24 protein-coding genes are annotated in these 21618 nt (G+C 45.6%); 9 read left to right on the forward strand and 15 right to left on the reverse strand.

Annotation, left to right across the window (positions count from 1 at the left end; all coding sequences use genetic code 11):
• Window positions 1-22: 22 nt before the first annotated feature.
• The 3 genes from ACLVWU_RS03510 to ACLVWU_RS03520 are packed head-to-tail and all read right to left on the reverse strand — an operon-like array spanning window position 23 to window position 1787.
• Window positions 23-1132 carry a S41 family peptidase gene (locus tag ACLVWU_RS03510; RefSeq protein ID WP_413577365.1) on the reverse strand — a complete coding sequence of 370 codons (1110 nt, stop codon included), beginning with the start codon at window positions 1130-1132 and terminating at the stop codon, window positions 23-25.
• A 10-nt stretch (window positions 1133-1142) separates the two neighbouring features.
• A complete protein-coding gene (locus ACLVWU_RS03515) occupies window positions 1143-1586 on the reverse strand; it encodes a GNAT family N-acetyltransferase (RefSeq protein WP_413577367.1) in 444 nt (147 codons plus the stop codon).
• Between the two features lie 6 nt (window positions 1587-1592).
• The gene (locus ACLVWU_RS03520; protein ID WP_413577369.1) at window positions 1593-1787 is read right to left on the reverse strand and encodes a hypothetical protein; all 195 of its coding nucleotides are present in this window, start codon (window positions 1785-1787) and stop codon (window positions 1593-1595) included.
• 171 nt (window positions 1788-1958) lie between these two features.
• Here ACLVWU_RS03520 and ACLVWU_RS03525 point away from each other — a divergent pair, with 171 nt between their 5' ends.
• Window positions 1959-2510: a glutathione peroxidase gene (locus tag ACLVWU_RS03525; RefSeq protein WP_413577370.1), complete on the forward strand. Its 552-nt coding sequence runs from the start codon at window positions 1959-1961 to the stop codon at window positions 2508-2510.
• 2 nt (window positions 2511-2512) lie between these two features.
• Complete coding sequence (locus tag ACLVWU_RS03530) at window positions 2513-2860, forward strand: ArsC/Spx/MgsR family protein (RefSeq protein ID WP_413577371.1); 348 nt, start codon at window positions 2513-2515, stop codon at window positions 2858-2860.
• 7 nt (window positions 2861-2867) lie between these two features.
• Here the strand turns inward: ACLVWU_RS03530 and ACLVWU_RS03535 are convergent, their stop codons facing one another.
• Window positions 2868-4634, reverse strand: coding sequence for an ATP-binding protein (locus tag ACLVWU_RS03535; RefSeq protein WP_413577373.1), 1767 nt, complete (start codon window positions 4632-4634; stop codon window positions 2868-2870).
• A 246-nt stretch (window positions 4635-4880) separates the two neighbouring features.
• Here ACLVWU_RS03535 and ACLVWU_RS03540 point away from each other — a divergent pair, with 246 nt between their 5' ends.
• A complete protein-coding gene (locus ACLVWU_RS03540; protein ID WP_413577375.1) occupies window positions 4881-5276 on the forward strand; it encodes a hypothetical protein in 396 nt (131 codons plus the stop codon).
• A gap of 3 nt (window positions 5277-5279) precedes the next feature.
• Here the strand turns inward: ACLVWU_RS03540 and thpR are convergent, their stop codons facing one another.
• Complete coding sequence (gene thpR, locus ACLVWU_RS03545; protein WP_413577377.1) at window positions 5280-5891, reverse strand: RNA 2',3'-cyclic phosphodiesterase; 612 nt, start codon at window positions 5889-5891, stop codon at window positions 5280-5282.
• Window positions 5892-5974: 83 nt separating this feature from the next.
• On the opposite strand from thpR, the gene ACLVWU_RS03550 reads away from it, so the two are divergent.
• Complete coding sequence (locus tag ACLVWU_RS03550) at window positions 5975-6280, forward strand: putative quinol monooxygenase (protein ID WP_413577379.1); 306 nt, start codon at window positions 5975-5977, stop codon at window positions 6278-6280.
• On the opposite strand, the gene ACLVWU_RS03555 is transcribed toward ACLVWU_RS03550, so the two are convergent.
• Window positions 6277-7269, reverse strand: a complete 993-nt coding sequence (locus ACLVWU_RS03555; protein ID WP_413577381.1) for a TerC family protein — start codon at window positions 7267-7269, stop codon at window positions 6277-6279. The genes ACLVWU_RS03550 and ACLVWU_RS03555 overlap by 4 nt on opposite strands.
• A 104-nt stretch (window positions 7270-7373) precedes the next feature.
• Here ACLVWU_RS03555 and ACLVWU_RS03560 point away from each other — a divergent pair, with 104 nt between their 5' ends.
• A complete protein-coding gene (locus tag ACLVWU_RS03560; protein ID WP_413577382.1) occupies window positions 7374-8282 on the forward strand; it encodes a LysR family transcriptional regulator in 909 nt (302 codons plus the stop codon).
• Between the two features lie 3 nt (window positions 8283-8285).
• Here ACLVWU_RS03560 and ACLVWU_RS03565 read toward each other — a convergent pair whose 3' ends face one another.
• The 4 genes from ACLVWU_RS03565 to ACLVWU_RS03580 form a co-directional block, all read right to left on the reverse strand.
• Window positions 8286-8747 (reverse strand): hypothetical protein, encoded by a 462-nt coding sequence (locus ACLVWU_RS03565; RefSeq protein ID WP_413577385.1) that lies wholly within the window; start codon window positions 8745-8747, stop codon window positions 8286-8288.
• Window positions 8735-10036 carry a hypothetical protein gene (locus ACLVWU_RS03570; RefSeq protein WP_413577386.1) on the reverse strand — a complete coding sequence of 434 codons (1302 nt, stop codon included), beginning with the start codon at window positions 10034-10036 and terminating at the stop codon, window positions 8735-8737. Before ACLVWU_RS03570 ends, ACLVWU_RS03565 begins: the two co-directional genes overlap by 13 nt.
• Before the next feature lie 177 nt (window positions 10037-10213).
• Window positions 10214-11680: a class I SAM-dependent methyltransferase gene (locus tag ACLVWU_RS03575; RefSeq protein ID WP_413577388.1), complete on the reverse strand. Its 1467-nt coding sequence runs from the start codon at window positions 11678-11680 to the stop codon at window positions 10214-10216.
• A 163-nt stretch (window positions 11681-11843) separates the two neighbouring features.
• Entirely contained in the window at window positions 11844-12950 is a 1107-nt protein-coding gene (locus ACLVWU_RS03580) for a fatty acid desaturase (RefSeq protein ID WP_413577390.1), read from the reverse strand.
• Between the two features lie 252 nt (window positions 12951-13202).
• Here ACLVWU_RS03580 and ACLVWU_RS03585 point away from each other — a divergent pair, with 252 nt between their 5' ends.
• Both ACLVWU_RS03585 and recO read left to right on the forward strand, forming a co-directional pair.
• Entirely contained in the window at window positions 13203-14189 is a 987-nt protein-coding gene (locus ACLVWU_RS03585; protein ID WP_413577392.1) for a hypothetical protein, read from the forward strand.
• Between the two features lie 9 nt (window positions 14190-14198).
• Window positions 14199-14798: a DNA repair protein RecO gene (recO, locus tag ACLVWU_RS03590; RefSeq protein ID WP_413577393.1), complete on the forward strand. Its 600-nt coding sequence runs from the start codon at window positions 14199-14201 to the stop codon at window positions 14796-14798.
• Between the two features lie 16 nt (window positions 14799-14814).
• Here the strand turns inward: recO and ACLVWU_RS03595 are convergent, their stop codons facing one another.
• On the reverse strand, window positions 14815-15708 hold the full coding sequence (locus ACLVWU_RS03595; RefSeq protein ID WP_413577395.1) for a tyrosine-type recombinase/integrase: 894 nt from the start codon (window positions 15706-15708) through the stop codon (window positions 14815-14817).
• 187 nt (window positions 15709-15895) lie between these two features.
• On the opposite strand from ACLVWU_RS03595, the gene ACLVWU_RS03600 reads away from it, so the two are divergent.
• Window positions 15896-16951, forward strand: a complete 1056-nt coding sequence (locus ACLVWU_RS03600; RefSeq protein ID WP_413577398.1) for a sigma-54 interaction domain-containing protein — start codon at window positions 15896-15898, stop codon at window positions 16949-16951.
• A 245-nt stretch (window positions 16952-17196) separates the two neighbouring features.
• Window positions 17197-17805: a hypothetical protein gene (locus ACLVWU_RS03605; RefSeq protein ID WP_413577400.1), complete on the forward strand. Its 609-nt coding sequence runs from the start codon at window positions 17197-17199 to the stop codon at window positions 17803-17805.
• Here the strand turns inward: ACLVWU_RS03605 and ACLVWU_RS03610 are convergent, their stop codons facing one another.
• The 4 genes from ACLVWU_RS03610 to ACLVWU_RS03625 all read right to left on the reverse strand — a co-directional run bounded on the left by ACLVWU_RS03610 (window position 17806) and on the right by ACLVWU_RS03625 (window position 21570).
• A complete protein-coding gene (locus ACLVWU_RS03610) occupies window positions 17806-18954 on the reverse strand; it encodes a selenocysteine lyase (protein WP_413577403.1) in 1149 nt (382 codons plus the stop codon).
• 67 nt (window positions 18955-19021) lie between these two features.
• The gene (locus ACLVWU_RS03615) at window positions 19022-19567 is read right to left on the reverse strand and encodes a hypothetical protein (protein ID WP_413577406.1); all 546 of its coding nucleotides are present in this window, start codon (window positions 19565-19567) and stop codon (window positions 19022-19024) included.
• 324 nt (window positions 19568-19891) lie between these two features.
• Complete coding sequence (locus ACLVWU_RS03620) at window positions 19892-20725, reverse strand: flagellin (protein WP_413577408.1); 834 nt, start codon at window positions 20723-20725, stop codon at window positions 19892-19894.
• Window positions 20726-21297: 572 nt separating this feature from the next.
• On the reverse strand, window positions 21298-21570 hold the full coding sequence (locus tag ACLVWU_RS03625; protein WP_413577411.1) for a hypothetical protein: 273 nt from the start codon (window positions 21568-21570) through the stop codon (window positions 21298-21300).
• Between the last annotated feature and the right edge of the window lie 48 nt (window positions 21571-21618).

A 21618-nucleotide genomic window follows, 5' to 3' on the forward strand; every position in this document is an offset into this window, starting at 1 on the left:
ACATCCGTAGCGGGTGTGGATATTACGGGGAAATTAGGTTTGATAGGACGTGGGTTAAGGAATCTTGGTTTTTTACTGGGATGTCGGCGGGGATGCCGGTTTTTTCGTAGAAGCTTCCATCTGTGAGTTCGTTGATTTTCATGCACAGAGTGACTTCTAAATGGCTGTTCGGAAGTCGCAGAGTGCCTGAATTTCCGAAGTGAATCATTCCAGATGTGTTTTCGCCCACCAAGACTGTGTTCGGATGTCTTTTCAAATAAAGAGCGGTCCATTCTCCACTTGAGGATGTCTCTGCATCAATCAGGACATGAACTTTTCCGGTGTATTTTGGCTGGCTGGAGTTTTTTATTGAAGGGCTGCTTTCGATGATTTCTTTTCGTGGGGCTAAGCCCTGCAAAGCAGCTGCCTTTTCTTTGAATGATGCCAGCTTTTTTTCCAACTCCAGAGGAGGAGTTAAGTTCTTTGAGGTATAACCGTTCCAGATAATCTTTGAGTAGGTATTGGCTTGAAGAGTGTAGGCCGCCGTGGATTCGCAAACGATGTCTCTGATCCAGTCAAATTCTAAGGGGCTTCCCAATAAGGTCGACATCATCTCAACGGCCTTGGAATCATCACCACCGGGATTTCCGCGCAGATCGAATATGATGTTGGGGAATGATGTTAATTTCGTGACCTCTTCCAGGAATCCGTTCCAGTGTGTTTCGCTTGATTGAGGAAACCAGGAAATTCCAACTATGGGGACGGTTTGGGAGTCGGCCTTCATATATTCTATTTTCCAAACCAGACCTTTAGAAATGTTCGAGCCAGTTGAAGCCCTACGCATACTCGCGTGATGTTTCTCGCCAAGATTTTCAGCGCCCAGTCTGACTTTCAAGTGGCCATCCGGAATATCCCAAAGTACGTCAGCCAGAATAGTGCCAAACTGCTTGCTGCTCAGACTCTGCGGAAGTTGCAGTTTTTCAAGATTGGAAATGATCTGGGACCAGTCGCTGGGAGTCATTGTCCAAACAGCAGGATAAGCATTTTCCAAAGCATAGATAAGGACCTTAATGTCTTGAATGGCCTCTTGGTGGGAGATCAAACGATCTTTGTTTGCGCCTACTTTCGGATCGAGTAAAAGATCGTACGACATGCAGTTCCTTCTATAGCTGGACAGCCATTTCGGTCAAGGAACCAAGGGGAGTATGTAAGCTTCCCACGATCCGGCAGCCTTGGAATTTATAGAAAGCTTCGAAGGCATATCCGTCTGCATAGAAAGACAAAGCGGTCCAGCCTCTGTCTCGGGCATTTGAAAGCGCATGATTCCACAGGGCCTTGCCAACGCCTTTGCTTATGTGGGTCGGTTCTACGAACAGAAAATAAAGTCTTTCTTTTTTAAGATCCGAAGAGAGCCCATAGAATCCAATAATCTGGTTATCCTTTTCCGCGACATAGACGGAGTCGGCGAGGATATCTTCGGTGAAGACTTCTAGTTCTGTGCGGTATTCGTTCAGCGCAGATTTGTCGTAGGGCCAATGGCTTTTGGATCTGAATGCCAGATCCGAAAGAATTGAAGCCTCTGTAGGTAAAGCAGAACGAATGCGCACCGTGAATTAGTTCAGTTGTTTCAGGATTTCGTCGATGCGTTCCTGAACTTCGATTTTGTCGTGGGGTTCAAGGCTGAATCGGATGGTAGTGATCCAAGCTTTTCCGTTCTCGGTGTTCTTTTCTGCTTCGGTCATGAAGTGAATGTGGTCGGCATTTAGATGAATAACTTCGTAACCGCGTGTGACTTTAACAAACTTCATGGAATCTCCCGCAAATAAAGGGCTCTTCAGCAAAGCCTCTTAAAGATACTATTTTCGGTTTGATTTAACTTCAACAATTACTGTCAGATGAAAGGATATTGCTTTACCTGGCCAAGGTGAATGGTTAATTATTTACCGATCAGACCGAACATCTATAGGAAAGGTTACTCCATGAGCACATCCCTAAATCATATCGAATTCAATACAGCAGACGGCAAAAAGGCAAAGTTGGCAGACTTCAGTGGCAATGTTTTGTTGGTAGTAAATGTGGCTTCCGAGTGCGGTTTAACTCCGCAATACGAGGGGCTTGAAAAAGTTCACCAAAAATATGAATCCAAAGGACTTCGTGTACTGGGGTTTCCGGCAAATGAATTTGGCGCTCAAGAGCCTGGATCAAACGAACAAATCCAGGAATTCTGCCGCACTCAATTTGGTGTAAAATTTCCGGTATTTGCAAAAATGGTGGTTAAAGGTGAAGGCCAGCATCCTCTTTATCAGCAACTGACTTCCTTGCAGCCAACCGCACAGCAAGTTCCAAACGGAAAGCTTAAATCTGTTTTGGAAGAGCACGGTCTGCTTTCCGGTGGCCCTTCTGATATCATGTGGAATTTTGAAAAATTCCTGATTAGCAAAGAGGGTAAAGTGATCGCACGTTTTACTCCGGAAATGACTCCGGAAGATCCTGTGATTCTTAAAGCCATCGAAATGGAACTGGCTCGCTAAGCATGTCCTGGGTTCTGCTTCATAATCCCAACTGCAGTAAATGCCGCGAGGCGATCGAGGCCCTTGGAAAAACTAAGGGCCTTGAAGTGCGAAAGTATCTGGAAAACCCACTGACAGAATCAGAGCTGCGGGATTTGATCAAAAAACTCGATACCCCGGTGTCGAGTTTGGTTCGATCCAAAGAACAGCTTTTCATCGAAGCTCCTTTTGATGTGAATGATGTTGATTCCGTGATCGTGAATTTGGCTAAAAATCCAAAACTGATGGAGCGCCCGATTTTGGTGGGTAAAGATAAAGCTACCATTGGACGTCCCCTGGAAAAAATCACAGCATTGATTTCTTCGAAATAGCGAGCAACTACAGCGGACGATCTGCAGATTTCTTTTTGTTTTCTTCAGACATCAATAAATCCGAAATCGTGTTAATCAATTCCGCAGACTGAACTGGTTTCGATATATGGATATGAAAGCCAGCCGCAAGAGCGCGTTCATGTTCTTCCGAACGAGCGTGGGCAGTCAGCGCAATGGCCCAAAGATTTTCCGTATTGGGCAAAGTGCGAATCATCTTCAGCAAAGTGTAGCCATCTATATCCGGCATACTGATATCACTTAATAAAACCTGCGGATTGAAGACCTGGAATAGATCAAAAGCTTTTTGTGCCGAATCCGCGGTGACCACATTAGCACCGGATTTTTTCAAGACCAGGCTTAGAAGATTTCTGGTGTCGACATCATCATCGACGATCATGATACGGACCTCATCCAGATGTTTGGGATGCTGTGGCTGGGTTTCCACAAAGTTTTCATAACCAAAGTGACGTTCTCTGATTCCATCTTGCATGTGCGCCGCCAATACGGGCAAACAGACCGTGAATCTTGATCCTTGATTGGTACCACCACTGGTGGCAGCGACAGTTCCGCCATGGCCTTCTACAATGTGCCGAACGATGGCAAGCCCCAGGCCCAGGCCGCCATAACGTCTTGTGGTGGAGGCGTCCTCCTGGCGGAATCGTTCAAATACATAGGGAAGGAAATGGGGATCAATGCCTTTGCCGTTGTCGATCACATCGATTTGCACGCGTGATTCGACGTTTGAAAGCTTCACCGTGATGTTGCCACCTTTAGGCGTGAATTTGATGGCGTTGGAAAGTAAATTCCAAAGCACTTGCTGCAATCGCTCTGGATCTCCGCCCACGGCTTTGACCCTCTCTGGTCCCTCCACGCGAACGTTTATATTTTTGGACTTTGCAGCGATTTGCACGCTTTCATAAGCTGCCTCGACGACGGATTCAATTTCGATGGGTTTAACATGCAGTTGCAGTTTGCCGGAAATAATTCGCGAGACGTCCAGCAGGTCGCTGATAATTTGCACTTGGATTTGGGCATTGCGATGTATGGCATTGATTGAAGCCTGGGCTTCTTCTTTTGAGGTCTCAGGATCTTTAAGAATATCACTGTGCCCAAGAATGACATTCAATGGTGTTCGCAGTTCGTGGGAAACGGTAGCCAGAAATTCGTCTTTCAGGCGGTTGGCGGTTTGTGCTTGCTCGTACAGACGCTGACGAATATTGGCGTCTTCTTTGAGTTGTTTGTTTGCCAAAGCCAGCTCTTGAGTTCGTTCCTGCACTCGCTGTTCAAGATCCTGGTAAAGGTTTCGCACTTTGGATTCTGAGTTCTTACGCTCTGAAATATCATGCAGGAATGATCCAAACAGGTGCTTCCCTTTGTGGTCGAATGGAAAAATAGTCATCTCCACGGGAATCTCGTGCCCTTCGTGGTGAAGTGCCGTTATTTCCATCCGTTTATTAAGTACGGGTCCATGTCCTGTCGCCAGATAGTTTGCAAGTCCCTTTTTGTGTGCTTCCCGGTACTTATGAGGGATGATGATCTCGGACAATTCCCTTCCAAGTACTTCATCGCGTTTCCAACCAAAAGTTCGCTCTGCCTGGGGATTCCAGTCTGTGATCAGTCCGTCACTGTTCATACCCACAAACGCATTGTAGGCACAATCCAAGATCGTGCGCGTGCGCTGTTCGCTGATTTCATAGCGATCCAGTAAAGTCTTTTCATAATCTGAAAGAAAGTAGCGAGACCCCTTGTTGCGAAACCAATCAAAGAACTTCATAAAACCAAGGGTAGCGCGTTTGTTATAAACCGGCTGGAATTTGTTTTAATCTACCCGAAAACACCTGCAGAAGGATGTGAGGGAGCAAAATACCGACCGAAAACCGTGGGAACTAGCAATGTTGGATTTAAAAACGGAACAGACTACCACCTTGAGACCAAGCTCCTATTTTGTTGCATCGAGTAACCTATCCATTTTCGATTTTCGATTCTCTCGCCAGGCGATACGCTTGGAACAGGGGGTTCCATGAAACATATTATTGCCGCACTTCTAGTTAGTTTTCTTCCTTTCGCGTCTTTTGCGCAGGCAGAAGCAGTCATCGAGTTGACTCAGCCGTCATCAATGATCGCAGGGGATCAGTATTACAACTATAACTTTGGATCGACCTTTGTGAACTCCCGCAAATATGTTGATTTCACTGTGACATCTACCGGTGATGAGCCATTGCAGTTGAAAGAATTGGGTATCGCAGGAGCAGCCTTCAACGCTTACACGAACTGTCCGACGTCTCTTCCTCCGGGACAAAAGTGCACGGTGCGTGCGACTTTCTGGCCGTCAGACAAACGCAGCTATTCGGGACGTTTATATTTGGTCTTCGCTCATGGTCGTTCGATCATCAACTTATACGGTCGCGGTATCTAAGTTTCAGAAATCCACAGCTTCATCAAGATTTTCTTCCTGAGGCTGTCCTGTCAATGCTGCCCTAAAAATAGGGGTATAGACGGGGAATGCTCCGGCCAATTTAGATTCATAAAGCACGATTTCATTGACTTGAATTTTTCCAAAGCTTTTGCGCTTAAACGGCGACAGCATGTCTTTCACACTGCGGGGATTCCGCAGTCGGGCAATCGTCAAGTGCGGTTTGAATTCCCGCTTATCAATAAACGTCAAAAGGTTCCGTTCTTTTAACATCCCATCCAGCAAATCCTTGAACTCGCCCAGGCATTTTTTGTTTTGAACTCCCAGCCACAGTGTTCGGGCATCGTGCTCACTTGAAAAAGCACCCATGTCTTCTATTTTCAGATGAAAGGGTTGTGTTTGTGCGCAGGCATCCTGCAGGGCTTGGCTTAGGGCTGGAATGTTCTCTTCAGGGCATTCGCCCATGAAGCTAACGGTGATGTGATAGTTTTCAAGAGGAACCCATTTGACCACCATTTCTTTTTGGTCAGCATTGATTCGTAATTTTTTGTAAGTCGGCAAGAAAGTTGTCGAAAGAGGATCCGTCGCGTTCAAGGCAAAGAACAGGCGTTTATTCATGTCTTCATTTTAGCAGAAATTCCCGGTTCACCAAGACGTATTATTGAATTGACTGATAAACTAACAAAACGGGGAGAAAAACTATGATTGTGATGACTTCCAAGATCCAGGTGAAAGCTGAACGAGAAAATGAATTCGTCGGACTGGCGGCGATTATGGTTAATCCAGCCCGCGCCGACAAAGGCTGTATCAGTTATGAGTTTTATGAAGATCCCCTGGAGCCAGGAGTTTTTATGTTTATAGAGACCTGGAAAAGCTGGGAGGATTTAAATGCTCATTTGGAAAAGCCCTACACGAAAGATTTCTTCGGGCTTTTGCCAAAGTTTGCGGTGATCCCGCCCACCATCACGACTTATGAATCGCGCGGTGGGCAGCCGTTGTCCCTTTAGGAAGGGGACGAGTCGCCGTCTTTCTTCTGCGGGATCAAAAGTGACAAAGCCACTGATCCACCGATGAAGAGGGCAATAATGGCCAAAGAGATGCCGATCGGGAAGTGACCGCCAAACAGTTTGTTCAACCATACCATTTTCAAACCCACGAAGATCAGGGTGAAGGCCAGGCCGTACTTCAGCAGATAGAACTTGTCGACGACTCCAGCCAATAGGAAGTACAACGAGCGCAACCCCAGGATCGCGAAGATGTTTGATGTAAATACGATCAGCGGCTCCTTGGTTACTGCAAAAATAGCAGGAACGCTGTCCACAGCAAAGATCACGTCCGTGAACTCTAGGAAGATCAGCGCCACAAACAAGGGTGTCGCATACTTTAAACCATTCTGAGTTACGAAGAAGTGATCCTCGTGCATACGATCCGTGATGCGAATGTGTTTACGCATGAACTTTAGCAACCAGTTGTGGGAAGGATCCACAGAAGCTTCGCTTTGGAACATCATTTTGATACCGGTGATAATCAGGAACACACCGAAGATCAAAACCACGGCCTGGTATTGCATCAGGATCGAACCCAACGCGATAAAGATCGCACGGAAGATCAAGGCACCGATGATACCAAAGAACAACACGCGATGCTGGTACTTGGCTGGAATACCAAAGAAACCAAACACCACCACGAAGACGAAAATGTTATCGACCGAGAGGGCCTTTTCAATCACATACCCGGTTAGGAACTCAAGTCCGACCTGATTCGCGATGGTCTGATCGCCAAACTTGAAAAGTGTGTATCCGTACAGAATTCCGTTAAATACCAGAGCCAGAGAGATCCAGGCAACGGACCAGGCAGTGGCCTCCTTGAAGCCCACAGCATGGGAGTGTTTATGGAAAACGCCCAGATCCAAGGCCAGCATACTGATAACGAAAACGAGGAATCCTAGGTAAAACCACCAATAGTCCGCAAAGGGAAATAGTAAAGTCTGATCCAAAGTAAAATATCTCCTTAATAGATATTGCCAATGTACACGAATTTCTACCTTCTGAAAAATAGATAAACTATAATAAGTTATTCGCTTTAAACAAAGGGGTATCCATGCCTGTCGATTTCAAATCTCAGAGTTATCAATGGCTTAACTATCACCACCTGCTTTACTTCTATACGATTGCGCAGGAAGGAAGTATTGCCAAAGCATCTGAAAAACTAAGTGTGGGGCAGCCCACGCTTAGTACTCAATTGAAACAGCTGGAAGAGTCTTTAGGGAAGTCTCTTTTTGAAAGATCAAAGCAACGCCTGCAATTGACAGAAGCCGGGCGCATTGCGTTGGAGTATGCTCATCAGGTTTTCAATCTGGGGGCCGAGATGGTGGAGGTATTGCAGGATCAGTTGTTGAACAATCGCGTACACGTGCAGATCGGTGCCCTGGACAGTGTGCCCAAGGACATCACACACAAGGTCATCATGCAGGCTTATAAATCCGGAAACTGCAATGTCTCAGTGATCGAAGGATCCGGCGATCAGCTGCTGCGCGAGTTGGAAAGCCATCACGTCGATCTTTTGCTTTCAAATCATGCGCCCGGCCTGGATTTCAAAAACGTTTATTCAAAATCTATTGCCAAGCTTCCGGTAGTGGTTTGTGCTTCCGAGAAATTTAAGCATCTAAAAAAGAATTTCCCACAAAGCTTGGAAGGTCAGCCATTCGTTGTTCCGACGGTGCACAGTCGATTGCGCCGGGAGATTGATCACTATTTTAAGGTTCATCGTATTAAAGTCGATCAAGTCGCCGAGATTCAAGATACCAGTTTGCAGACCCTTCTGGGTGCAGAAGGGGTGGGGTTGATTCCTGTGGCCGATGCTGTTGCGAAGAAGCTGGTGAAGGATGGAAAACTTATTGTGTTGGGAACCCTGAAAGGTGTTTACGAGGAAATCTGGCTGATGGCAGCCAATCGAAAAATCGAGAATCCGATTGCTGCCCAGGTTATGAAGGATTTTTCGTTGAACTAACGGTTAGTCACAGATGGCTTTTAGAATACGGAAAGCCGTGAATTCGAAGGATGAAACTTTGCTTGGCAACGAGAATTGCAGCTGATTCCAGGATTGGGATTCAGTTTCTTCCACGCTTTCGATTCCGGCGTCAGTCAACAAGCCGTTCAGGGCTTTTGCGCACTCTGTTTTCGTGGCTTTTTTCATCGTGGTACGATCCAGCGCCACTATTAGATCCACGATTTCTGATGACTCTGCATCATAAGATTTATTGCTCAGTGAAGCGTCACCAATCTGATCCGCTCTTTGAATAATAAGTTGCTTGAACTCACGAGCCAGATTCATTTGCTGTCTTTTGTCTTTCGAAGATTCGATCGAAGCCACGGACTTTTCAATCAAGTTCAAGGTATAGGAATCATTCAATGCCCATGACAATGAAGGCATCATCAACATCAGGGAAAGCATAGTGGAGATTAATTTAAGCATGATCCCCCCGCAGCACCGTCCTTAATCAGGTCGATCTTAGTTTGGATTTTTGCATAGTAGTTGGCAGTTTCTTTAATTCGGGCAGATGAGCCCGCATTTCCTTTATTAGGATACAAGCGTGCGTATTCTCTCAACTCTTCCAGGAACTTATCAGCACTTGTGACTTTCTTTTTCGCATACTTGGTTGTTAACAACTTCGTTAGAGGTGTTTTTAGCCCTGCATAACCCGTGTTGTGAGACCAAACCATAGTGGCCCGTTTTATTTTAGCCATTTCATCTGCGGGAAGTGCGAACTTGGCCTTCATTTTTGCATCATTGAAGACGTTGGTGTCAAAGTAGTCAGTGGCCTCTTTAAGGGCAGCGTACGTGTAGATCATATTAGTGACAGGATTACCTTCTACGACAGAAATACGATCACAGGTTTTCTTGGAATCCATGCGCTGCTCTTCTTTTAGAAATTCATTGGCAAGTCGTTGGCAGCGTACATCAGGGTGCGACTTTAGAAACTCTTCCGTTTCAGAAATCATTTTGTTCACAGAATGAATTGCCGGTTGCGTGAACTGCCCGATGCCGCCAGCACCGGTTTTGGACATAATGTTGATATGGAATCCTGACTCGACGGAGATCATTCCAAACACAGCCAGGATATTGTTCTTTTGTGCGACCGCGGATTCGCCTTCTCCAATATAAGTCTTCATGCATTGAGAAACGACTTCAAAGGAGTTGTTCACAAGCGTGAAATAGTTCTCGCTGACACAAGGGCGAGCCGGCGCATTTTTGGATGTTCCACCTGAGCAGGTTTTATAATCCACAACAGGGCCGGATGCTGCGCTTTGAAGATACATCGCCGTTTCTATGCACACTGGACGTATAAGAGGTTTCTTATTAATTGGAGTTCTAAGTAAAGCACCGATATAAGAGGCGCTGGTTTTCTGTCTTTCAAGGGCTGCTTCCATGTAGTTGTTTTTCGTCGAGCATTGATTAAAGCGAATGCTTGCTGCTTCGCTGGCTAGCGAACAGTTTTTACACGCAACTGTGCTGGAAGTGTCACCTCGGCTGAACGCAAGAAGGTCATTGATTTTGTTCATACGGTCAAGCTTCTGAACCGCAGCTTTTGACAGAGACTCTTCAGCCTCTTTTGAAAGCTTGGTTTTTTTTGCCGGCGCTGGCACCGTAGTCTTAGAGGCAAGATCCAATTTGTGCAGGAAAGGTCCATCTGAAGATGTCATGCTCATGAATCCACACGTGGCAATCAGGCTGAATTTCAATAATGCTGTAGTCCATCTCATAGGTATGATTCTCCTCACGCTTAGATGGAGCAAGATCATTGCCAAAATGCCATATGTGATTTCGATGGTTTACGTTTGATTGGAATGTTTCGTTCTGAGACGGGGCGTTTGAGTGACATAAAGTGTCCTTCACCTGACAGGATCAGGACACTTTGCGTTTTTAGGTGCGAATAAAACTTACTTTTGAATGACGATGAAAAGATTTACTCCAAGCGGTTCTTTTTCAACCCACATTTTGGAGCCAAGGCCATCAAAGACACGCAGTAAATCTGCTTCTGTACGGTAAATCAAAGTCCAATCTAGAAAGAGCTCCAGGAAAGGCCCGTACTTATAGTTCTCTGCACAGAAGTTACCGATGATGATTTTCCCGCCGGGCTTAACTGCATCCAGCATTCTTTCAGCTGTTCTGCGTGCGATAGGCTCCGTGAAGTAATCGAACAACCCAGCTGTATAGATCAAATCATAGTCCTTCTCGGGGAAGCCTTGTGAAATGATGTTTCGTATAGCCAGGTTCGAGAACCTAAAACCAAATCCCGATTGAACCTTACGATCAATCGTATAGAGCTGTCGGTGAGCATGTTTAAGAGATTCCTCATCCTGGTCCACACAGGTGAATTCAGCATGGCGATCCAAAAACTCCGGGCAGTTTTGCAGGAAGATCTGCTGTTCTTTTGCAGGACCGCTGGCCACAGACATGATTTTTAAATTTTGCTCAGAGCTGGTTTCTTGAAATAGCTCCCGGATTTTTTTGGATAGATACAGCCCACGATTTCGAACCGCCGTTCCTGAAGCGTCTTCGACAAAGTATTTATGTATACACTGATCGTAAAGCGTTTTACCCACCACTTCGTCGCGATAAAGCTGATTCATCATTTCATAGTCGCCGGCATAGCCTCGCGGCTTGTGATAGGCTCTGTGGGCGAATGGGGCTCCCCAAAGCAAAGGACCCATCTGTTCGCGGGCAAAATTCATTGCCCACTTCAATTGGAATTTGTTCATGCCCTTTAGTAGATTAGGGATCAAAGGGTAGTTGGGACTTAGTACCGAGTTCATGTACTTGGCGAAGGATTCAGCCACAGCTTTGCGGAACTCCATCTCCTTTTGAAAATCGTGCAGGGGCTTCATCTCTTCAATTCGGTCAATTTTGGGTTTGAGATTGGCCAGAAAATCTCGCAGCTCATAGACGAATATTTTAAACTCCACCGGCAGCTGAGAAACCGCATGGGCATAATTACTTTGCTCCTCCATCGCCAGGTGAGCAGCCTCGTGGGCTTTGATCTTTTCGATATTCAAAGGCTCGTTCATAATGTCCAGACCGATGATAATCTCGTTATTTTTCGAATCAGCCAGTCGTTCGGACTGTGTCCAACGCACCTGCAGTGTCTGCAGGTAGGACTCTTTGAAGTGAACGTCACCTGCTGTCGAGATATTGGTTTTCAAGTACTCCTGAACCTCTGTGAGCTCTTCAGGAGTGACCATGATAGAGCATCCAAAGATACTGACATCATGAAGGGGAGCCTTGAATTTTCCAAAGGACAGATAGAATGATTTTGGAGTCAGAAGACTGCGGTCCTGTCTGATGGATCGCATTTGTGCGTTTTTATCTACGCTGAAGTGTTCCTGTTGTAATGCCGATTCGCCCACGAAAGTTCCTTCCACAAAGACATTGATAAGTTCAATTATCTGAAGGAATAAATAAAAAACCAATTAGTCGTGTCGTTTGACGGTAACTCTGGACGAATAGCTATCTGTGATTTGTATGGGAAAGGCGAAAAAAAAGCCCGCTGGGAGCGGGCTTTGAGTTAACTTAGACTTTTTGCAAGTGGAGTTTCCACAATTTCATACCCATTTGGAACTCGAGATGGGCAACTTCAATTTCGTGGCGCAATTCTGCAAGTTTCAGATCATAAGCCTCTTTCAGCTCTTCACGTTTGCGAACCGCATCCGCTTTGAACTGTTCGTAATCTTCACGAAGCTTTTTGATTTTGGCCTGGGCTTCGATGATTTTTTCTCTCATCACAGCCAAGTGTTCGTCTGCGATGCCCACTTTTTTAAGTTCCGCAGATTCGGCCTGCAAACGGGCTTTCAGGATTTCCACATTTGAAATCTGACGAAGCTTGTAAGCCAAGCCCATCACATTCAAAGTTTTGATCACCCATTTTGTCGGATCCCAGTGGTACCACTTGATACCATTGCGATAGTCTATCTGAAATTTGTGATGGAAGTTATGGTAACCTTCACCGTGAGTCAGAACTGCGACAAACCAAGAGTCACGAGCAGAGATCTCTTTAGAGTAAGTTTGTTTGCCTAGCGTGTGGCACAAAGAGTTCACAAAGAACGTGCTTTGTTGAGTAAGGAAGATTCTAAGTCCACCAGCGATCACTAGACCACCCAGCCAAGAGCCCATAGCAGCACCAATCAATGTTGGAACCACGAAGCCTGTAGCGATAGCCACCCAGCCGTAATATTTGTGCTGAAATTGAACCATCCAGTCTTTTTCAAGATCTGGCGCCTGGATTTTTTGATCAACAGAGTCCTTAAAGAACATCCAGCCCATGTGTGCATACCAGAAGCCTTCGTTGATGTTATAAGGATCTTTTTCGCCATCGATATGAGTGTGGTGACGGCGGTGATCAGAAGACCATTTCAATGCTGATCCCTGGAATGCGGAAGCTCCGATCAAAAGAAAGATCGCTTTCGCAATAGGATGGGCGTCATAGCTTTTATGGGAAAACAGGCGGTGATAACCAGCCGTGATGCTTAGATTTGTAGCAGCTGCGAAAACCAAAGCAAACAGAGCAATTCCCCACTCAAAACCCTGAGTGTAGAAATATACTGGCAATAGAATGAATGTAACCAGTGGATTCAGAGTCAAAAAGAGGGCTACCGGCCATTCAATTTTTTTCTTTTTCATTTGTACCTCTGCCTTAAAATCTAACAGAGCTGCAATATTTTCGATACATAATTCCCTATGCTGCTTGTGGCTTAAACCTCAGGTGTCGTTATAAGACAGTTGAAAGGCCTGCTTGAAGCACCTTGTTATTGAATGGGTATCTCCAGGCGCGTTTTGGAGTGGAGATAAAAGTTTATTTTTTTTCGTAAACTAAAGGGTAAATAAGACCTTTGTCCCAAAGTCATTTTGCAAAATAGATGTTAGCGTCAGTATATGTACATCGATGTGGTGCGACCAGAATCTTGGGATGAACTGAATGACTCTTTGAAAACGCAAATGGGATTACCGGATCCCTTGCGAGCTCGCGCCTATAAAGGCATCGCCCACGCCGTATTTGAAATCACCCAAGGCAGCGCCCAGTTCATGGCTCACAAAAAGGCCATTGGCTATATCAAAGGGCAAACGCCGGTCTTTGATCATCTGCTGCCATACTACTACAAAGAAACTTACGAAGTTAGCTTGCTTTCTCATTTGCAGGTACAGGATGTAAGAGCATGGGTGGATGGCTTGAAGAAAGACACGAATTTCGTCGTCTTTGCCGAGGACCACCCGGTGACGGGAGAACTGTATCCCTTTGTCGATGAACTCGACAAGATACTGAATGAAAAACGTATTTATTCATTTCGAATTTCACATGCCAATCACTTTCACAATCAACCCCAAATCCGACCATACTCGGTAAGGTTGTGTTCAGTTTCCAAGGAGCTTGCCGTTGCGGTTTTGGGAGAGCGCTTTCGCTGCCCGCCGATGATGGTGCAGAGCATGGAGTGGAATCATGCTGAAGCTTTGCAGGAAGCACTCTTGGCCAGCCAAGGACGCAAGTTGAATCCAGCACTCATTGGCACCTTCGAGTCTGCATTGAGTGACGTGGCCCAGCCGTACTTCAATTCCGAACAATCCCGGTTGTATGATCGCGCAGTTGTGGTCTTTAAAGATACCAGTGCCGAGGCATTGGCGGAAAAGACATTTGCAAAGCTGGGGATCAGTAACGAAGAAGGCTGGTGTGAAGTAGACAGCACGAATATGTGCCACTGGTCCGGTGTTAAGATGTTTTCCTCATGGTGGGAGCCCAAGCCCTCCAACGAAGTATTACGTGGCTTGCTGGTCGCGGGCCCGGAAATCCTGCAGAATCCCCAATTTGTGAAGGCTTTGCGCGAAAGTTACCAAGAACTCCTTGAAGAGCAGACTTGGACCGTTTAGATATGGGGAATGTCCCAGCAAAAGGATAAATTCATTATTTTACGCAAAATGAAGTACGGCGAGTCCGACTTGATTTTGCATGCCATTTCTCCTCAAGGGGAGAAGCGCTCCTTTATTGCTCGCGGTGCTTTGAAAAGCAAAAAACGTTTTGGTGGTGGAATATTAGAACCCACGCACTTCGTGAACTTCACGTACAAAGAAAGCACCGAGGAAGGCAAGCTTAATACGTTGCAGGAAGCTTCACTGATTAATGACTTTGCGGGGATTCGTCAGGACTACGATCATTTGGAATTCGCGTTGCATGTTTTGGATTGCGTATCCAAAGTATCCCAAGAGGGCGATAAGCATTCTGATTTCTTGTTCAATCTTCTGGGACACACTTTGAAGTCGATTGAAAATGCCAAAGATGTTTTGGTTTTGAAGATGCATTTTTATTTGCGTTTCCTACTTCAGCAGGGCGTGATTCAACCAGAACCCTGGATGGCGCCATTTCTAAGGACGAATCTGGCAGACACAAACTCGTTGCTTGAGTATCGTCAGATAGTCGACGAGGAGTTGAACAACGTCGAAAACATGGTTCGCCATTATATCGCCCACGCTGTGATCTAAGTTCCCGGCAAGTATTTTAGGATTTTCCTTTGCCAAGGGGATGAAGGGACTCCATCGTTCGTGCTAATTGATCGATGCCCAGATGCGTGTATTTTTCTGTAGCCTGCAGGCTTTCATGGCCAAGCATTTCCTGAAGCGTTCTTAAGTTTGCACCGCTTGATAAAAGGTGAGTGGCAAAACTATGTCGTAGTGCGTGGGGATGAAGTGGCTTAAGAAGTCCTGCGCGTTGCCCGCTCTTTCGAACCATGTCGTAAGCAGTTCTTTGCACCAGCGGTTTTTCACCGAAAACAAAATCATCAAAGCCACATTCCTTTTTCCAGCGCTGCAGAACCTGCACCGTCATCTGGGGAAGCGCGACCACACGTTCTTTGTTTCCCTTACCTAGCACGCGCAAAGTTTTTTGCGGTAGTTGCACGGACTCCCAACGCAGATTGCAGGCTTCGCTGATACGCAGACCACCACCGTAAAGAAGTAAGAACAAAACTTTCTCATTCAAGGGCACTTGATGTTCACGATCAAAGGTGTGAAGCACGGCAAGTGCTTCATCAACACTCAAGAAATGCGGCAGCTTGCGAGGCACCTTCGGGCACACCACCTGTATCGCGAGATTCCGCTCCAGCAGATTCTCTTCCGTATAGGCCCAGTTAAAAAAACTCTTCAAAGTGGCAGCTTTTCGGTTCCGGGAAGCCAGGGAAAGGGAGGCCCAACGGTTGAAAGCGGCCCTCACCGAACCCATTAATTCGGCCTCGGACCATGAGTTTTTCTCAGATTGTGACTTTTTATCCAAATCAAATGCCTGCTGCAAATCCAGGGTGTAGTGCTTGATTGTGAGGGGGGAGGCAGACTTAACAAAAGTCATGTATTTCAGGTATTTATCTATGTTTTTAGAAAGCTCAAAAGCCTTGCTCATAAGCACCCTGAAGTATCGGCTCCGGGCATGGCGGCTAAAAAAAATATAACGCCATGCATTTTTTTTATTGAAAAAGGTACAGGACTAAGGTTATAACTCAATGCGTCGGAGGCGTCTCACACTGAGTCATTCAAAGTGAGACAGCATCCAAAACCTCTTATGAAGAACGTTACCGAAAGGTGGAGCCATGAACGATAACAATTCTACGATCCTGCCCTCTTCTCAGAATGCTAACCAAGTCATGTGGAATACAAACACAACTTCCAAAGTGATGGAAAACAAGACTATCGTCTACACTTCCGAAGTTATGGGCAATCTGATGAAGATGATCGATCGCGTAGCTCCATCGGGCGCAAACATCCTGGTACTTGGTGAGTCAGGTACAGGTAAGGAGTTGATCGCTCGTTCTATCCATGATCGTTCAAGCCGTAAAAACAAACCATTTATCGCAATCAACTGCGGTGCTCTTCGTGAGACATTGCTTGAATCAGAGCTATTCGGTCACGAAAAAGGTTCTTTCACTGGCGCTTACAACCGTAAAATCGGTTTGGCTGAAGCTGCTAACGGTGGAACATTGTTCCTGGACGAAATCGGTGAATTGGATCCAGCTATCCAGGCTAAGCTTTTGCGCTTCATCCAGGAAGGCGAAATGTTCCGCGTAGGCGGCAAAGAGCCAATCAAAGTAGACATCCGTTTGATCTGTGCGACGAACCGTGAGTTGGATCAAGAAGTTGTTCGCGGTAATTTCCGTGAAGACTTGTTCTATCGTATCAATACGATCGTTGTAAGTGCTCCGCCACTTCGTCGTCGTAAGGAAGACATTCCTTCATTGATCAACCACTTCCTGAACAACTCTCAGCATGCATACTTGAACCGTGGTCGTTCAGTTTCTGAAGACGCGATGAAGATTTTGATGAAGTACGAGTGGCCGGGTAATATCCGTGAGTTGCAAAATGTGTGTGAACGCCTTCAGATTTTGTCTGATGGTCACATGATCATGTTGAACGATCTTCCAGAGAACATCAGAAACCCTGAGACTCAAAAAGACGTGATCGAATACGATCCAAACATGACTTTGCACGATCTTGAAAAGCGTTACATCCTTAAGGCTCTTCAGCATTTCGGTGGTAACAAAACTCAAGCGGCTAACAACTTGGGTATCACGATCAAGACTCTTTATAACAAACTTCATGAGTACGGCGAGTTCGAAAAATTCGCAGTTCACACGAAGCCTGCTAAGTAGTCTGCAGATTAGGTCTCACAACTAAATAGTATTCTAAAGGCCTGTCGGGGTTCCTCTCTCTTCCCTCGACAGGCCTTTTCTTTTTGAGGTAACTGTTACCTCCGGGCGGCGGGGATTGTCTCTGTCGAGTCCGTTTACACCTGGCTGTGCATTTATTTCAATTAGGGGCTGGCCTGAATTCTGCTTTGTAAAGTGATGTTGAAATACTAACTTTTTGCCCCTAGCGGGCGTAGTAAGGCGGAACTATGAAATCATTTAAAGTCTTTATCGCAACAGCAGTTGTTACTTTGAGTGCTTCCATGAGCATGGCATCCATGTCTCAAAACTCACAACAATACACAGCGTGCGTGAACGAACTTGTTCGCATTGGTTTTACTGACGTAGGCCAGGTTCAGCGCTCCTGTTATTCCGGACTTCGTGAAGACGGTCTGGGCTATGCAGCTTGTATGGCAAATATGACAATCATCGGTTTGCCATTGGGTACTAGCCAATTGGCTCCAAAGCAAAAAGCTATCACGGCAGCTGAAGTCTGCTCTGCAGGTACGGATTCTCATTTCCTAAACTGCGCATTCAACCAGGTTCAACAACAAGGTCAATCTGCTGAACAAGCAGTGCGCAACTGCCCGAACCAATTCTATCGCCCACAAAACATGGTAACGAATGGCGCGGACTTCTTGCGCAAGTCAGATGAGCAAATCGTTCAGGAATCCATCGATGACTTGGTTAACAACTACGGTGGCAGATCTTCTGGTTACACGGCGCCACGCCAGCAACAACCGACTCAGGCGGAACCCGTATACGAATCTCAACCAGCATCCGGCACTGTTTACACAGACCTTCCAGAAGTTGAGTAATCAGATTTTCGCGACGGCCGCTTTGATGTCGGCAGCGTCGTGATACAATCCAAAACCGAATCTTAAACGAGAACCCCGGGAGTCTGTCACAAGACCCCGGGTTTTCATTTTTTTAACCAGTTCAGTTGTCTTTTCAGTATTTGGAAGATTGAAGGTTAAAAAATGCCCGTGATTGCTTAAATCCACCGCGATCAGGTTTTGGCGATTAACCAGTGGATGCTCCAGCTTGTCGACTTCATCCAAAAAAAGCATTTGGTTCTGTTGAACAAGTGTGTGGATTTTTGTGATGGAAAGTCCCTGATCTTTGAACTTCTCTAAAGTGGCAATCAGGCGATACAGCGCTGAAAAGTCCATGGTGCTTCCGGCATATTGATAGGCATCCATTGGATAGCCCACTTCATTGCCAATGGCAGAAAGTTTTGAAAGCTCAGCAAACCATCCCGTGTACATCGGGCGGTGGCGAGTTGCCGGGGGAACATAAAGGAAGCAACATCCTTCACCGCCTTGCGCATACTTATAGGAACCCGCCAAATAGAATACCCGGTCTTCAATGGGTTTTAGATTTAAGGGCACCGCCATAAAGGAATGATATCCATCAATAATAAAAGGACATTCCGACGGAGCATCTTTAGCCAGTCGCTCAACATCGCAGACCAGGCCTGAATTGAAAAACACATGGCTGACAAAAATAAGATTCCAGTCGGCGGATTCCATCGCCTGTTCAAAGCGTTCATGAAAAGTTTCGAAGGGTAAAGTAGGAACTTTGACGACTTCGAACTGTGGCAGTTCGGAAAGACGATTGATCTGGCGGTCAAAGGAGTAAAATTCCGAGTCTGTTGTAAGGACACGGATCTTTTGATTCCAGTCCAAGGAACTTAAAAGACGGAATACAAATTCGTGGGTGTTTGGCGCAAACACCAGCTGGTGTGGGTGAGAAAGATTTAGAACTTCAGCAATTAATCGCTGAGCCTGAGGAACCTTCACGGAAAAGATGTGATTCCATTTGTCGTCGACATGTTTTGCTGAATCGTCCCAATATTGCAGCTGAGCCTCGCGACTGACATCGGCCCAATAGTGATGGCTGTGGCAGGCGAAATGGAGCAGGGCAGGGTTCGCTTCAATAAATCTTTGATACAAGTGTTTGTACATGAAGCGATGATAATAAAAAAGGGAGTCGTTGACTCCCTTTTTTTTGATTGCGATGTGCAATTAATGATTAGAAGTAGCCTTCGCCCTCTTCGTCTTCATCTTCGTCATCTTCATCGTCGTCATCAGAAGATTCTTGCATGTCGTCTTCAGACTCTTCGTCTTCCATGTCTTCGAATGAATCTTCGGATTTTTCAGAAGCTTCTTCTTCGTCGTTCCACTCGTCGTCAGAACTTACAGCTTCTTCTTCGATATCAACCATAGTGTCCATTTCTGTTTCATCGTCGAAATCAGAAGCGATTTCCACTGGAGCAACAGCGGCTACTGGTTTAGCTACTTTTTCTTTTTTAGCTTTAGGAGCTGCCGCTTTTTTCGGAGCAGCTTTTTTAGCGGCTTTCTTAGGAGCGGCTTTTTTAGCAGCAACCTTTTTAGGAGCAGCTTTTTTCGCTGGCTTAGCAGCTTTCTTAGTTACTTTTTTAGCGGCTTTTTTAGGAGCAGCTTTTTTAGCAGCTTTCTTTGCCGGTTTAGCAGCTTTTTTAGCTACTTTCTTAGCTGGTTTAGCAGCTTTCTTAGTTACTTTTTTTGCAGGTTTTGCTTTTGCTTTTTTCTTTGCCATGGCGTTGCTCCCTCGAGGTAGTCGTATGTAAATGGTCTAATGCTCTCATAGACTAACGAGGTTTGGCAGGTGAGGCAATTCAAAATAGATTCTCAACATTTGGTCTGGTCCCGAATGGGAAAGGCGCATTTCATTTGGGAAATATATCCAGCGAACAAAAGTTTTTACTCAAGGGACACACTTGGAAGGCATCTGTGGACGACGGGGAGGAGTGTCGAGTTTTAGACTAAGTATATGATATTACATGAAAAATAAAAAACCCGGCAAGTTTCCTTACCGGGTTTAAGTTCTTTAAGTAACTTCGTTCAGTCCGTTGAGCCGAAATTAACCGATTAGTTTCAAAGCCAATTGGTTAGTTTGGTTCGCTTGAGCCAAAGTTGAAGTACCAGCTTGCAACAAGATGTTGTTACGAGTCATCTCAGAAGAAGCCTGAGCTACGTCAGTATCACGGATACGTGAGTTAGCAGCAGACATGTTCTCTTGAGCAACACCCAAGTTATCAACAGTTGAAGTCAAACGATTTTGAAGGGCACCAAGGTTAGCGCGAGTACCATTCACAGACGTTTGAGCGTCATCAAGTTTAGCAAGAGCATCTTGAGCACCTTCTTTAGAAGAGAAGTCTAGACCACCTAGACCCAAAGAGTCCAAAGTAGCTACGTTTTCGCTTGCTTTGAAGGAGATACGATCTTCTTCAGCATTGTTACGGATACCTACTTGGAAATCGAAGCTTGGTGAAGAACCATCCAACAATTTCGTAGTACCCCAAGTTGTAACGTTAGCGATACGTTGCATCTCGTCTTTAAGTTGAACAACCTCTTTATTCAACATGCCGCGCTCTTTATCACCGATAGTGTCAGAAGAAGCCTGGATACCAAGCTCACGTAGACGAACGATGATGTTACCGATTTCATTCAAGCCACCCTCAGCAGTTTGAACCATGGAGATACCATCGTTCGCATTGCGTTGAGCTTGTGCAGCAGAGCGGATCTGAGCTTTGAAGCTTTCAGAAATCGCCAAACCTGCAGCGTCGTCAGCAGCTTTATTGATACGGCTACCAGAAGCCAATTTTGCCATTGAATCGTTGATAGTTCTTTGTGAACCAACCAAGTTTCTTTGAGCGTTAATTGCAGCGATGTTTGTTGTTACTCTCATTCCCATTTTAAAATCCTCCGTTAAAATTTATTTTTCATATTCATAACCTTCCTTGATTGTGTTTTTGGGAGAGCAGAACCTACTTCTGCTTGCCCGGCACCGACATCCGAGTCTGTGCTTTAGCCTTTGGGACCATGCTGTGCTAAATGTTTTTCGGTTTCTCAACCTCTTGTTCCAGCGCACAGCTTTGAACAATCTGTTGTTCATTTTTATTTCATCCTTGAAGGCCCTCCTTTCGGTATTAGCAAGAGAGTGACCATCTCTCTTGACTCCTTCTGAGTGAATCTTTGATGTGAATAAGATCGGGTTCTGAATGGGAGTCTTGACAGGACGTGAGGCGGGTTTTGTCTTTTTTAAACAATACTGGCCATTGGGCAGAGCTTGAATTCCAGACGAAGGATTGTCCTGAATCACTAAGATACAATACTTTCAGAGGGAAAACGGACGCATGACTCGACGAAAGGGATGTCAATTATTCCGATCGGACATTGGTGGGAAGTTATTATTCTTATAAAAAAGTGGCAACAAGACCCATAAGCTGGATAAAGCCCTGGGAAAAAGACTCTGCGGCAGGATCTTTAAACGATTTCAATGAAGCGGCAAAAGGCCATATTGCCCGCCAATTCGTATTGGTGGGTTTGCACCGCTTTAAGGTGGTGTTTGGTGTCATATCCAATGGTGCAGGTCACAGTTTCACTAGCAAAATGCGTACAATCTTCGCAGGAAAAACGCGTATCGTACTTCAAAAAATCAGCAGGATTGACCCGGTCTTTGTGAATGGACGGACGGATGCGAGGCTTGGATTTACCTTTTCCTTTAGGATTAACTATGCCAGGCGTTTTATTGGGCATTTTCTAAAGTCCTTAGAGTTGACATTGGCAAAATAGACCTCATTCTTA

The sequence above is a fragment of the Bdellovibrio sp. HCB290 genome (assembly GCF_047305925.1).
Classification (GTDB): Bacteria; Bdellovibrionota; Bdellovibrionia; order Bdellovibrionales; family Bdellovibrionaceae; genus Bdellovibrio.

Coding starts and splice junctions, on each gene's coding strand:
- ACLVWU_RS03510 (WP_413577365.1), bottom strand. CDS start 1,132: ATGTCGTACGATCTTTTACTCGATCCGAAAGTAGGCGCAAACAAAGAT.
- ACLVWU_RS03520 (WP_413577369.1), bottom strand. CDS start 1,787: ATGAAGTTTGTTAAAGTCACACGCGGTTACGAAGTTATTCATCTAAAT.
- ACLVWU_RS03525 (WP_413577370.1), top strand. CDS start 1,959: ATGAGCACATCCCTAAATCATATCGAATTCAATACAGCAGACGGCAAA.
- ACLVWU_RS03530 (WP_413577371.1), top strand. CDS start 2,513: ATGTCCTGGGTTCTGCTTCATAATCCCAACTGCAGTAAATGCCGCGAG.
- ACLVWU_RS03535 (WP_413577373.1), bottom strand. CDS start 4,634: ATGAAGTTCTTTGATTGGTTTCGCAACAAGGGGTCTCGCTACTTTCTT.
- ACLVWU_RS03540 (WP_413577375.1), top strand. CDS start 4,881: ATGAAACATATTATTGCCGCACTTCTAGTTAGTTTTCTTCCTTTCGCG.
- thpR (WP_413577377.1), bottom strand. CDS start 5,891: ATGAATAAACGCCTGTTCTTTGCCTTGAACGCGACGGATCCTCTTTCG.
- ACLVWU_RS03550 (WP_413577379.1), top strand. CDS start 5,975: ATGATTGTGATGACTTCCAAGATCCAGGTGAAAGCTGAACGAGAAAAT.
- ACLVWU_RS03560 (WP_413577382.1), top strand. CDS start 7,374: ATGCCTGTCGATTTCAAATCTCAGAGTTATCAATGGCTTAACTATCAC.
- ACLVWU_RS03565 (WP_413577385.1), bottom strand. CDS start 8,747: ATGCTTAAATTAATCTCCACTATGCTTTCCCTGATGTTGATGATGCCT.
- ACLVWU_RS03570 (WP_413577386.1), bottom strand. CDS start 10,036: ATGAGATGGACTACAGCATTATTGAAATTCAGCCTGATTGCCACGTGT.
- ACLVWU_RS03580 (WP_413577390.1), bottom strand. CDS start 12,950: ATGAAAAAGAAAAAAATTGAATGGCCGGTAGCCCTCTTTTTGACTCTG.
- ACLVWU_RS03585 (WP_413577392.1), top strand. CDS start 13,203: ATGTACATCGATGTGGTGCGACCAGAATCTTGGGATGAACTGAATGAC.
- recO (WP_413577393.1), top strand. CDS start 14,199: ATGTCCCAGCAAAAGGATAAATTCATTATTTTACGCAAAATGAAGTAC.
- ACLVWU_RS03595 (WP_413577395.1), bottom strand. CDS start 15,708: ATGAGCAAGGCTTTTGAGCTTTCTAAAAACATAGATAAATACCTGAAA.
- ACLVWU_RS03600 (WP_413577398.1), top strand. CDS start 15,896: ATGAACGATAACAATTCTACGATCCTGCCCTCTTCTCAGAATGCTAAC.
- ACLVWU_RS03605 (WP_413577400.1), top strand. CDS start 17,197: ATGAAATCATTTAAAGTCTTTATCGCAACAGCAGTTGTTACTTTGAGT.
- ACLVWU_RS03610 (WP_413577403.1), bottom strand. CDS start 18,954: ATGTACAAACACTTGTATCAAAGATTTATTGAAGCGAACCCTGCCCTG.
- ACLVWU_RS03615 (WP_413577406.1), bottom strand. CDS start 19,567: ATGGCAAAGAAAAAAGCAAAAGCAAAACCTGCAAAAAAAGTAACTAAG.
- ACLVWU_RS03620 (WP_413577408.1), bottom strand. CDS start 20,725: ATGGGAATGAGAGTAACAACAAACATCGCTGCAATTAACGCTCAAAGA.
- ACLVWU_RS03625 (WP_413577411.1), bottom strand. CDS start 21,570: ATGCCCAATAAAACGCCTGGCATAGTTAATCCTAAAGGAAAAGGTAAA.